A 12,431-nucleotide genomic window follows, 5' to 3' on the forward strand; every position below is an offset into this window, starting at 1 on the left:
TTTAAATAAAGTAGAGAACACTAGACTTATACGTGATTAATGTTAGTAAGAAAAATAACCAAAAGTGCACAAACAGTATATAAAGGCTCTTTTCGCAAACTTTGCTATTATTTCATTTATATTTGAGTAACTAATATGTATTAAATGCTTCTTTAGTTCATTGAAAAGAAAAGATGCCACGAAGGTAACTTATTGCATGTCTACCTCTCTTAGTACGAAAAGTAACAAATAGTGCACAAACAGTATATAAAGCCTCTTTTCGCAAAATTTGCTATTATTTCTAAATTAGAATGATTGGTAACCGGTTATATAAACACCTGGATTTCAATTAGCAAAGACACATCAAATTCTAGCTTTTGAAAAGGAGAGTTTCTAATACGCAAAACTTCCATCAAGGCTAAACATATTATAGAAAACGAATAGAATTCTTCAAAAAAGGAATAGTATAAACGGTGAAGTTGGTTAATCTCGATGTAACGTCAAGCAGGTTAGGTAAAGTTCTAGAAGCTGTAATTAAGTATAAAATTACAAGGGGGTATGACTGATATGACTAATAAAAAAATAAAGCAGGCGGTAGATTATGCCAATGAAACGAATCCAACATCGCGGTCTAATAAAACGAAACCAAATTCTTCGAAAAGTGATAAAAATAAACTTTAGTAATAATCATAAAGGAGAGATGATGCATGGGTAAAAAGAATAGAAATCGTATTAATGCACCTAAAAAAAACAACCATCTACCACCAGAGGCAACGAGAGCTGAACAAGAAGCTCACGGTGAGGAATTTTCTGCTAAAAAGCGAAAAAAATAGTTTGTTACCCTTATAAAATCTAGCAATAAAAGCAGCCAAAGAAAACTCCTACAAAAATAATAGTAATTTCTTTGGCTGTACATCTTCATTTGACCTTTGTTCTAAAGAGACTCTCCCTAGTTAATGATGTGGTTCAACCATTTCTCTGCTATCTCTTTCATGTCTATATGTTGATAAATTACGATATATTTCTACTCTAGCCCGGTTAATACCCCCGATGGGTTGATGTTCAACAAGAGCATGTCCAGGTGAGAATGTAAAATCCTCTGCTAGCTCGTCTCTTTGCTTCGTTCTAAAAATTTGTGATGGGATTTTAATAGTCGCAACTTTTATAAATGGAGAATCCTCTTCTTTCCACTCTACTCCAGCATCTTCCACAGGCATAAGTTGTGGATCTTTTTGAAATTGAATGAAAAAGTCAAAACTAGCCTCCTCTTTAGCTAAGTGCTTTTCTATATTATCAGTTAAATAACGGTCAGTTAAAGGTTCTGGTAGCGTACTTTTATATGTAGATGTTGGGATGATTGAATATTTCACTACTTTATTAACACCGAACATATAAGGAGTTGTACTCCAATAGCGGATATCTAAAGGAGATGAATGATTTTTTTTACCATTATTTAATTCCTTAATAATATCTCCTCTCCCAGACAAAGTCATCTTCAACAATAAAACGAGTGGATTCCACTTTAAACTATAATAAACAGCATCATGAAATAGTTTTACTGTCCCTAATGGCATAGTTGGATGGCTCATTAGTACAAAATCTTGGGTTTCATTTTCATCCTTCTCATATTTTTTCCCCTTAACTCCCATTAATTTTACTGCAAATCCTCTGAAGTCTTTTTTCATATCCGACTGTATTTTACCATTTGCATTTGATATACGAATCCACGCATCATATTTGTTTGGTTTTTCAAAAATACCTACTTTTAGTTCATCAGGAAGATTTGGCTCAATAATAAACTGAGCCTGTAACAATGCGAGGTGTTTTGGGTGAGCATCTCTTTTCGTATTTCCTTCAGTATATTCCTTCTCCATTTTTTTTCTTAGTAACGATTCCATACTTTCAATTAAAGATGCTTCATCATTTGGTATTGATTCAAATTTAGTTACTTGATTTGCATTATCCATAGAAATATCTCCCTTTTTTCTTATTAACAATATGATTAGCAAAAACATCATAAATATTCATAACAAAACTGTAGTTGAGTATGGAATTAAGTATTTGAGGAGCTTCTAGCTAATTAAAAATAACCTCACTCCATATAGAGCAGGTTATTTATTGTACAAGTTATAGAAATCAAAAACTACTGGCAACTTGCTTATAAATAAGAATGGTTGTGACAGTCATCTAAATGAACAGAAAGCTACTATTATATGCTCGTGGAATTTGTAAGGTATACACAATTTGTATGACTAATTATCTCCTTTTTCAGTTGGCTGCTTTTGTATATTGATAACAATTTCTTTAATGCGATGACTCCCACACAATGAACAATTGTTACTTTTATAACTTAAAATAGCACAACAATGAGTACAATATTTGTTCATATCCTCTACTCCTTTTACAAGTGTTGTACTATTCTATGCAACGCTAATACAAAATGATGCTAAATATAATAATTTATTATATTTATGGCTGCTTTCGTAATAATTGTTACTTTTCATTCGATATAAAGCGTTATACCTCTAGCGTTCGTGCATTTTTTCTATTTTTTCAATTATAGAGCTCTCATAAAACTCATCATACATCCATTTTTTATGAATGAATACAAAGTTTACGAAAAGGGCCTATTTAAAAAAGAGATTGTTTCATTAATACGCTTAACTATCATGGATATCATAAAATAGTTTAATGTCTATCTTACCAGGTGTTGCTACTGGATCTGCCCCTGAAGAATTATCCGTAATAGCAGCTATTACTACTCCACAACCCTGTATGACACCAGTCGTGCATGAGCATGGTAGAATAGTGGTGGTTTCATTACCATTAACGAATATTGTTATCTCATCAGTATCTGACACATTTTCTATTTTAAAACAAGCTGTTACAAATGCACATCCAGCTGTTTCAAAGAGTATTGTAGGGTTGTCTTCATCAATACTCGCTACATTAAATTTACAACAAAATTTGTCAGTAGCTTTTATCTTGTCGCATCCAGACCCTTTACGATCACAACAAGGATCTTGAAAAATTTGAACCATTCGAATCGCTCCTTTTATTTTATCGATTTTGCATAAGCATATATATCGATGTAGCTTTTACTTTAATGAATATCGTAGAATAATTTTATATCAAACTTCCCTGTTGCTCTTCTAGCTGGACCTCCACCACCAGGAATTTCAGCAGTTATACGACTATCTCCTTGATCTACTTTTGTTACACAAGAGCACGGTGCAACATCAAATTCTTGACGGAGTGAACCTGAGGCGGAATATACTCTAATTCTAATTGTGTGCTCATCTGAAGTATTTTCAATTTTGTAGCATGCTGTCACAGTCGGACATCCCCTCGTAAAGAACAAATCGTGTTCTACCGGACTAACGTTAATCTTACAACAAAATTCATCTGTTGCTAACGTTTTATCGCATCCCGACCCTTTGCGATCACAGCACTCATCGACAAATATTCTTGCCATTGTCAATCTCTCCTCTACTCGATATTGTTAAACCTTTCTTTAATCATATAATTCAAGACGAAGACTTTTTGTCTACAACAAAGACCTAGATTTCATAAAAATAGTTGAAAATATGTATCTTAAAAATAAAAACAACAGCCAAAATCGTATATTAAGCAGTTAAAAGAATCATCTCAGCTTGAATAAACGTTGGATGCTGTTTCCAATATTTTTTATTAAGGCTTTTTTTCGTATACTTTGTTGTTATAGTTCCAAAAATTGAGGGTCTTAACATCTTTTTACTCAACAGTCATCCTTCGTTAGAACAAAAGATGACTCGATACCTAGTTATATACATGTTTATTTGTTATTATCAAAAACAATAATGTATACGATAACAGCCTTTATTTAGCCTCTTTTCGAAAACTTTGTACTTAAAACAACATTGCATACGAAAACAGTCATTATTAACATTCTTAGTCGTGTATATCGTAAAATAGTTTTATGTCTATTTTCCCGCAACCGATACTTGTCGAATATTTGTCAAGTATTGCAGATACTTCCTTCAAACCATTTACAACCCCCGTAATACACGAGCAAGGTAAAACAGTGATCGTTTGTGATTCGTCACCATCTATCATAATAATAATGCTCTCTTGATCAGACTGGTTTTCAATTTTAAAACAAGCTGTAACACTTGCACACCCTAGCGTTTTATATAAAATAGTTGGTTCACTTTTTTCTTCTCTGTCTACGGTAAATTGACAACAAAAACGATCTGTTGTTATCGTTTTATCACATCCCGAGCCTTTGTCACAGCTTGGGTTGACATGTACTTCACCCATATTTCATCCTCCTCTTTGTTATTATTAGCAGCTATGAATATCGTAAAAAAGTTTTATATCAATCTTGCCAGTTGCACCTCCTGAATCGTTCATTGCGTAAGCGCTAATTCCTTTTAACCCTTCAACTACATGTGTAACACAAGAACATGGAGGGACTTCAAATGTATGTGCATGGTTCGTTGAACCCTTTTTGCGAATAGTGACGCATAGTGCATTTTCATCAGACGTATTTTCAATTTTAAAACAGCTCGTTACCTCTACACAGCCTTTTGTAATGTATAAGCTTGTGTCTGTATGGTTTGGTACAGCGAATTGACAGCAAAAATGATCTGTCGCAATGTTTTTATCACACCCTGAACCTTTATTGTCAATGCACGGATCTACGAATATATTTGTCATATAAACCTCTCCTGTATGTTTTTATAATGATATCACTACTCATATAATTCAAATGCCTATTTGTCCTGTATGTGCATTCGCCTAGTTCAATAAAAAAAATTAATATTTACCGAAGCAAAATAAAAAAACCAGTGTAAAAACTGGTTTTTAAAAAACTAATTATTCCTTGTTATTTTCCTTCCATATCTCACTCACTTGACCTTCTTCTTGTACATCTATAATAAATGAACCATTGCTATATCGATCGGTCGGTCTAAGGGTGATAGGATCAACAGAATGAATCACATCATTTTCAGTTTGGAAATATACTACGTCTTTTTGAGTAACAAAAACAACACCAACTAAACGATGAGGGTTATTTTTTAGTTCACGTAACATCACTACACCACGTTTTGCACGAGATGTTTTTTCAAATCCTGTCAATTTCATTCTTTTAATTGCACCGCGGTGTGTTATCGCTAGTAGATCAGGCTGCTGTTCTTGTTGACCTATGATTCCACTTACGACATAATCGCCATCTTTTAAATTGATTCCCTTCACTCCTGCCGCACGCGCTCCGACAACATTTACTTCATTTTCATGAAACCATAATCCATATCCAAAGTAGGTTGCTAGAAAAATATCCTTAGTCCCATCTGTCATTTCAACATCAATGACTTCATCATGATCTTTTAAATTAATTGCTACTAATGCTCGAGAATATCGTGTTGCTTTATATTGCTCCAGAATGGTTTTCTTCACCATACCGTTTTTTGTGACAAATAATAAAAATTGACTGGTCTTAAACTCTTTAATAGGAATTGCTTTAATGATCTGTTCATCTCGATCAATGTTGACGATATTTGCAATATGTTGTCCAAGGTCTTTCCAGCGTATATCAGGTAATTCATGGACAGGACAATATAAATAATTACCTTTGTTAGTGAAAATTAATAAGACATCAGTTGTATTAATTTCATACATTCCTAACAGCCTGTCTGATTCTTTCATTGCAAAATCTTGCCCATTTGAAGCAGAATATGAACGAAGACTCGTTCTTTTCACATAGCCGTCCTTCGTAACCGTGACAATTACATCCTCAGGTGCAACCATCACTTCTAAATTGATTTTTAAATCCTCTATTTCAGCTTCAATAATCGAACGTCGGTTATCAGCATATATTTTTCGAAGCTTCCTTAAATCTTTTTTTATGACAGTAAATAACCTTTTTTCACTAGTTAAAATTGCTGTTAATTCAGCTATTTTATCTAATAATTCACCTGCTTCTTGTTCAAGCTGAGTAATGTCTGTATTTGTTAGGCGGTATAGCTGCAATGTAACAATTGCTTCCGCTTGTAGCTCAGTAAATTGAAACGCACTAATAAGATTTATTTTGGCATCTTTTTTATCTTTTGACGCACGAATGGTTGAGATCACTTCATCTAATATCGATAATGCCTTCATGAGCCCTTCCACAACATGATGTCTGTCTTTTGCTTTATTTAACTCATATTGCGTCCTGTTTTTTACCACTTCTGCTTGGTGTTTAATGTAAGCATCAAGCATCTCTGCTAAGCCCATTAGCTTCGGACGTTTTTGGTGGATAGCTACCATGTTAAAGCTATACGGAATTTGCAAGTCCGTATTCTTTAATAGATAATTTAACACACCTTGTGCATCTGCATCCTTCTTTAATTCTATAACGATTCGCAATCCCGTTCGGTCGGTCTCATCACGAACCTCTGATATCCCTTCGACTTTACGATCTAGGCGTAAATCATCTATTTTCTTTACTAAGTTGGCTTTATTTACTTCATAAGGGATTTCAGTTACGACAATTTGTTGCCTACCACCTCTAATGGATTCAATCGACGTTTTACCTCGAATGATCATTTTGCCTTTACCAGTTTGATATGCTTTTTTAATCCCTTCTACTCCTTGGATGATGCCTCCCGTTGGCAGGTCAGGGCCTTTAATAACTGTCATTAGGTCATCAATTGTACAGTTTGGACGGTCAATTCGCATAATTACACCATCTATTACTTCTCCAAGATGATGTGGAGGAATTTCGGTCGCATACCCTGCTGAAATCCCAGTGGATCCGTTCACTAATAGGTTCGGAAACATAGCAGGTAACACAACTGGCTCTTTACTCGTTTCATCAAAATTCGGTATGAACTCTACTGTATTTTTATCAATATCTCTCAATAGCTCTGAAGCAATTGATGAAAGCCTTGCCTCTGTGTAACGCATAGCAGCTGGCGGATCGCCATCAATACTTCCGTTATTCCCGTGCATTTCAACCAACAATTTACGCAGTTTCCAATCTTGCGTCATACGCACCATAGCATCATAGACTGATGTATCACCATGCGGATGGTAATTACCAATTACGTTTCCTACAGTTTTTGCTGATTTACGAAAGGCTTTGTCAGCTGTATTTCCTTCAACGTACATAGAATACAATATACGTCTTTGTACAGGCTTCAACCCATCCCTAGCATCAGGTAAAGCACGTTCCTGAATAATGTACTTACTATATCTACCAAAGCGGTCGCCGAGAACATCTGCTAGTGGTAATTCTCGAATTGTTTCAATTTGTGACATTCTTAATCCTCCTCCACGACCGACAAGTTATCATTGTCTAAAATATTCGTTTCTTCCTCTAAACCAAAAGCTACATTACTTTCAATCCATTTACGTCTAGGTTCAACTTTATCACCCATTAATGTTGTAACTCGTCTCTCTGCTCTTGCAGCATCATTAATCCTTACTCGAATGAGCGTTCTCGTTTCAGGGTTCATAGTTGTTTCCCAAAGCTGATCAGCGTTCATTTCACCAAGCCCTTTGTAGCGCTGAATTGTGTACCCTTTCCCTATCTTATCCATAGCTAATTTCAGCTCGTCCTCAGACCAAGCATATTCTAACACTTCTTTTTTTCCAGTTCCTTTACTAACTTTATATAGTGGTGGCAGAGCGATAAATATTTTACCTGCATCAACGAGTGGTTTCATATATCTATAAAAAAATGTAAGTAAAAGTACTTGTATATGTGCTCCATCTGTATCGGCATCAGTCATAATGATTACTTTATCATAATTAATATCCTCCACAGAAAACTCAGAGCCAACTCCTCCACCTACAGCATGTATAATTGTATTAATTTCTTCATTTTTAAATATATCTGCAAGCTTAGCTTTTTCTGTATTAATAACCTTACCACGTAAAGGCAGCACAGCTTGAAATCGTCGGTCTCTCCCTTGCTTAGCAGATCCACCGGCAGAATCACCTTCAACTAAATAAAGTTCATTTTTATGTGGATTACGAGATTGAGCTGGTGTAAGCTTTCCACTTAACGTACCTTCAGATTTCTTTCGTTTCTTCCCGTTTCGTGCTTCTTCTCGAGCTTTTCTAGCAGCTTCTCGAGCTTGATATGCTTTTATAGCTTTTTTCACTAATAACGAACTAACATCAGGATTTTCCTCAAAGAAATACGCCAAATTCTCCGTTATAACAGCATCAACTGCTGAGCGCGCATCACTTGTCCCTAACTTCCCTTTCGTTTGCCCTTCAAATTGAAGTAACTCCTCTGGAATTCTGACAGACACGATGGCAGCAAGCCCTTCACGAATGTCTGATCCCTCAAGGTTTTTATCTTTTTCCTTTAATAACCCTACCTTACGGGCATATTCATTAAAAGCACGCGTCATTGCTGTTTTGGCACCCGATTCATGGGTACCTCCATCCTTCGTTCTTACATTATTCACGAATGAAAGGATGTTTTCTGAAAATCCATCATTAAATTGGAAGGAATATTCAACTGCAATGTCGTTTTGTTCCCCTTCAAATGATATCACTGGATGTAGTGTATCCTTTTCCTCGTTTAAATATTGAACGAAAGCCTCTATGCCATTCTCATAATGAAATATTTCTTGCTCATTGTGCCGCTCGTCTATGAGCTCAATCTTTAGACCCTTTAACAGAAATGCTGACTCACGCAATCTCTCACACAGTGTATTAAAGTTATATGTAATTGTACTAAATATGCTTGGGTCTGGCTTAAAGTGAGTTGTTGTACCCGTTTGATTCGTTCGCCCTTTATTTTCAAGTGCAGAAACTACACTTCCTCCTTGTTCAAACCTCTGTTCGTATACGTTTCCATCACGACGGATCGTAACAGTTAACCATTCAGAAAGAGCATTAACGACAGATGCACCTACACCATGTAATCCTCCACTCGTTTTATAACCACCTTGTCCAAACTTCCCACCAGCATGTAAAACAGTATGTATAACTTCAGGAGTGGGCTTTCCTGACTTATGCATGCCAACTGGCATGCCTCTCCCTTTATCAACTACACTAATACTTTGATTTTTATGTATCGTAACTTTTATATGGTTCCCGTAGCCAGCTAAAGCTTCATCTACAGAATTATCAACAATTTCATATACTAAATGATGTAGCCCTCGTGTGTCCGTACTTCCTATGTACATACCCGGACGTTTTCTTACAGCTTCCAGCCCTTCTAGCACCTGGATGGCTTCATCATTATATTCAAAACTTTGCTTTGACAAAAAACTACCTCCTCAATACAAAAAACATACACAACAACTTTTTAATCTTGTTATAGTACAAAATAAATGCGTAAACGCCTCGATTATCCCTGACAAGCATTCGAGTCATTTCCCTTGATAGGATGTATGGAAATGGCCTCGAGGGGATCGGCACTAAAGGTGGATTATCCTATAGCCCCTAAATAATATTATTAGTTCCTTTTTGCCCATAAAAAGAACGAGTGTTCTAATTATACACCTTTTAGAAACAGAATAAAACTGCAACTCCTATTTTATATAATATATGGTAATACCCACTTATCACAAGGACAAAAATTTTTTCTTCTTTTAAAACCCCCTCATTTTTGTAAAATTTGATTTTTCTAGCCTATGAATGATAAATAATTTAACATAAGGCTCTTTTCGTTTACTTCGGTGCTTTAGGAACTTATATTGGAGTAAATGATGTGTATCATATGACTCTTACAGTCTATAGAGAAGAAAGGATATCCACCGTTTGTTAATTCTTTTATGTTTAGGTTTTTTAGAAAAACCAACAATGAATACGAAAACAATCTAAAGTGAAAGTTCAAATGCTCCTATTGAATGAAATTAAGACATATAGAAAAAAGAGTACTCAATTTTCATGAGTACTCCAAGAGGGAGGAAAATTTGTGAACATTTACTTATTTTGCGACATGGATGACAAAGTAACAATTATTCAACCATGTTGTTTTTATAGTGTGTCGCATTTGTACAATAATTATGCAAAATAAAGCAGTCATTGAAGAATGAGTTCAAACTTACTTTGTAGCAGCATATTCAACTTTAATACACCTATCCATAACAACAGTGTATCCTTTATCATTTAAAAAATGATATGCTTCTTCATTAATAAGTCCTAATTGAGCCCAAAAAACATCAGCATCTATTTCTACAAATTCCTTTGCAACGTCATAAAGTTTCTCTGACCGACGAAATACATTAACGATATCTACATGACCTTCAATCTCTTGAAGAGATTTCACTGCTTTGACACCTAATACTTCATTAACAGTTGGATTGACTGGGATGATTTCATATCCTGCATCCTGCATAACTTTACTAACTTTGTAGGATGTTTTTTCTGGATTGGCAGATAGACCAACAACCGCAACCCGTTTACTTTTTTTTAAGATTTCTCCCAATTCTTCTCGATTTGGAATTTCAATTGCCATCTAATCATCTCCATGTATTAGTTATATACTTATTGTATCACTATCACCTTAAGCTCAGAAATAGAAATGCTTACGTATTTTAAAACAAATCACTATCCAATCTTATCTATTTACATACAAAGTACAAACCAATGTTACACCTCTTACTTTTGCGTGACTTGGATATGTTTTAACGAGTCAGAAAGGGCAGTCCAAGCACCTTCATTGCCAAACGTTCTAGCCCAAGTAGCTATACCTGCCAGCTGATACGAATGTACAATTTGAGCTCTCTTTTGTAATGAATAGTCATTTTCAATCCAAATTTTATACATTGCTTGTTCTTTTTCATCCATATATTCGACGTAGTATTGTCCAGATTTTTCGTCATATGCTGGTTCTAAATTACGTTCATTCATCCACTCACGGACAAATTCAATAGAATGCGCCTTTGAAGATACTTCTATTTCACCATTATCATTCTCTTTCTCTTCCCATATTCGTGTATATAGTGGGACACCTAAAATTAATCTGTCGTTAGGAATCACTTCTAGTATTCTTTCTAGATTATTTTCCACCCAAGGAAAACTTGCCACACTACCTGCAATAGGTGACGATGCCCAGTGTTCATCATACGCCATAACCATCATATAATCGACAACATCGGCTAGCTTTTCTCTTTCATAAAACTTAGACCAATTCTCACTTTCAGATATAAAAGTAACATCCATGCTTACTACTAGCCCTGCTTCATGCAAGTAAGGTGTTGCTTCTCTTACAAATTGTGTGACGAGTGGTCCATCTTCCAAATTAACATTTTCAATGTCAATGTTGATGCCATCTAGCTCATACATTTGACTGTATTGAAGTATTTGGCGAATAATTTTTTGTCTTGTATCAAAATCTTTAAATGCTTCATGGGTTTTTTCAGGGTCAAAATCGTTAGAAAATACAGCCCATACTTGATAATTACGTTGTTTAGCCCATTCGGAATATGCCGTAGATCCCAAATTTGTAACATCTCCCTCATTATTTTTCAGCGAAAACCAAGTGGGAGAAACTACATTTAAACCGTCCATCTGTGGCATTGTTGATGTATCAGGATTTTTAGAGTACACAGCTTCCCAAGTTAAATTTATAGGCCCATCTATTAACATTCTTTGTTCTGCACGCAAATCTCTCGTTAAATTAACCGTCGTCGGTTTGTTTAAACTTATCGAATTCTTTTTAATATACCCTGCAATCCCGTTTTCCTTTCTGATGAAGTAATATTCACTATGATCATCTTTTTCAATAATAATAGATTCATTTCCATCTAACTCCGCAACGTATTTTGACTTAAGAGATGGCTCTACCCTCAATCTTGATTCATGCTCATTTAATTTATCTTCTACAACACCTGTTAACAATGTTTGACCGTGTTTTTGAACAATAATAGCGGATGTTTCATCATTCAGTTTCACTTCTATTGGATATATTTGTAATATTTGATCGATATTAATATAACGTTCACCTGCTTCTGTAACTAAAGCAGGTACCTCTAACTTAAATGGTTCTTCATTTATAAAATAAGTTAACGACTCTGAAGGAAGCTGTAAAACTTTATTACTCGTAGTAATAATAATAGAGTTCGAGTTTTCATCAAAAACAATAGAAGAATCTATTTCTTCTTGAATAAATGAAAATGGGAAATAAATTGCGTCATCAACAACATACGCAGTAGACATCACCTCGCCTTCAAAAATAATGTCATTTTCCGCCTGAAAGTATTCAACACTTTCTGTTGAAGGTAATAAATAAATATATAATAAAATACTAGATACTATCATAATTAAAGATATACTTAATCCCATTACAATATAGGGTGTTTTAGTTTTTTTCTCTTTATAGGTTTCAAGCCTTGACATAAAATCCCCTCCTATCGACATATTACGCAATAAATCACAAATTGAAAAGAATAAATTCTTCCTTTCTTATAATTTTTTTTATGTTCATGAAATTGTATGGTGTTTTTAGATAGAAGTGGTAA

10 protein-coding genes are annotated in these 12,431 nt (G+C 34.8%); 1 reads left to right on the forward strand and 9 read right to left on the reverse strand.

Features of this window, described 5'->3' with window-relative positions:
• Positions 1-686: 686 nt before the first annotated feature.
• Positions 687-812, forward strand: a complete 126-nt coding sequence (locus SLH48_RS04920) for a hypothetical protein (protein ID WP_284730443.1) — start codon at positions 687-689, stop codon at positions 810-812.
• 120 nt (positions 813-932) lie between these two features.
• Here the strand turns inward: SLH48_RS04920 and SLH48_RS04925 are convergent, their stop codons facing one another.
• From SLH48_RS04925 to SLH48_RS04965, 9 genes are all read right to left on the reverse strand, one after another.
• Positions 933-1,946, reverse strand: a complete 1,014-nt coding sequence (locus SLH48_RS04925; protein ID WP_320257233.1) for a catalase family protein — start codon at positions 1,944-1,946, stop codon at positions 933-935.
• Between the two features lie 693 nt (positions 1,947-2,639).
• Positions 2,640-3,020, reverse strand: coding sequence for an S-Ena type endospore appendage (locus tag SLH48_RS04930; RefSeq protein ID WP_320257234.1), 381 nt, complete (start codon positions 3,018-3,020; stop codon positions 2,640-2,642).
• A 62-nt stretch (positions 3,021-3,082) separates the two neighbouring features.
• A complete protein-coding gene (locus SLH48_RS04935) occupies positions 3,083-3,454 on the reverse strand; it encodes a hypothetical protein (protein WP_320257235.1) in 372 nt (123 codons plus the stop codon).
• Positions 3,455-3,909: 455 nt separating this feature from the next.
• A complete protein-coding gene (locus tag SLH48_RS04940; protein ID WP_320257236.1) occupies positions 3,910-4,278 on the reverse strand; it encodes an S-Ena type endospore appendage in 369 nt (122 codons plus the stop codon).
• 24 nt (positions 4,279-4,302) lie between these two features.
• Positions 4,303-4,677: an S-Ena type endospore appendage gene (locus tag SLH48_RS04945; RefSeq protein WP_320210529.1), complete on the reverse strand. Its 375-nt coding sequence runs from the start codon at positions 4,675-4,677 to the stop codon at positions 4,303-4,305.
• Between the two features lie 159 nt (positions 4,678-4,836).
• Positions 4,837-7,263 carry a DNA topoisomerase IV subunit A gene (gene parC, locus SLH48_RS04950; protein ID WP_320257237.1) on the reverse strand — a complete coding sequence of 809 codons (2,427 nt, stop codon included), beginning with the start codon at positions 7,261-7,263 and terminating at the stop codon, positions 4,837-4,839.
• 2 nt (positions 7,264-7,265) lie between these two features.
• On the reverse strand, positions 7,266-9,230 hold the full coding sequence (parE, locus tag SLH48_RS04955; RefSeq protein WP_320257238.1) for a DNA topoisomerase IV subunit B: 1,965 nt from the start codon (positions 9,228-9,230) through the stop codon (positions 7,266-7,268).
• Positions 9,231-10,012: 782 nt separating this feature from the next.
• The gene (locus SLH48_RS04960) at positions 10,013-10,426 is read right to left on the reverse strand and encodes a CoA-binding protein (protein ID WP_320257239.1); all 414 of its coding nucleotides are present in this window, start codon (positions 10,424-10,426) and stop codon (positions 10,013-10,015) included.
• A gap of 143 nt (positions 10,427-10,569) precedes the next feature.
• Complete coding sequence (locus SLH48_RS04965) at positions 10,570-12,309, reverse strand: glycosyl hydrolase family 18 protein (RefSeq protein ID WP_320257240.1); 1,740 nt, start codon at positions 12,307-12,309, stop codon at positions 10,570-10,572.
• Positions 12,310-12,431: the final 122 nt, after the last annotated feature.

The organism is Cytobacillus sp. IB215316, from assembly GCF_033963865.1.
Lineage (GTDB): Bacteria > Bacillota > Bacilli > Bacillales > SM2101 > Nanhaiella > Nanhaiella sioensis.

Coding starts and splice junctions, on each gene's coding strand:
- SLH48_RS04920 (WP_284730443.1), top strand. CDS start 687: ATGGGTAAAAAGAATAGAAATCGTATTAATGCACCTAAAAAAAACAAC.
- SLH48_RS04925 (WP_320257233.1), bottom strand. CDS start 1,946: ATGGATAATGCAAATCAAGTAACTAAATTTGAATCAATACCAAATGAT.
- SLH48_RS04930 (WP_320257234.1), bottom strand. CDS start 3,020: ATGGTTCAAATTTTTCAAGATCCTTGTTGTGATCGTAAAGGGTCTGGA.
- SLH48_RS04935 (WP_320257235.1), bottom strand. CDS start 3,454: ATGGCAAGAATATTTGTCGATGAGTGCTGTGATCGCAAAGGGTCGGGA.
- SLH48_RS04940 (WP_320257236.1), bottom strand. CDS start 4,278: ATGGGTGAAGTACATGTCAACCCAAGCTGTGACAAAGGCTCGGGATGT.
- SLH48_RS04945 (WP_320210529.1), bottom strand. CDS start 4,677: ATGACAAATATATTCGTAGATCCGTGCATTGACAATAAAGGTTCAGGG.
- parC (WP_320257237.1), bottom strand. CDS start 7,263: ATGTCACAAATTGAAACAATTCGAGAATTACCACTAGCAGATGTTCTC.
- SLH48_RS04960 (WP_320257239.1), bottom strand. CDS start 10,426: ATGGCAATTGAAATTCCAAATCGAGAAGAATTGGGAGAAATCTTAAAA.
- SLH48_RS04965 (WP_320257240.1), bottom strand. CDS start 12,309: ATGTCAAGGCTTGAAACCTATAAAGAGAAAAAAACTAAAACACCCTAT.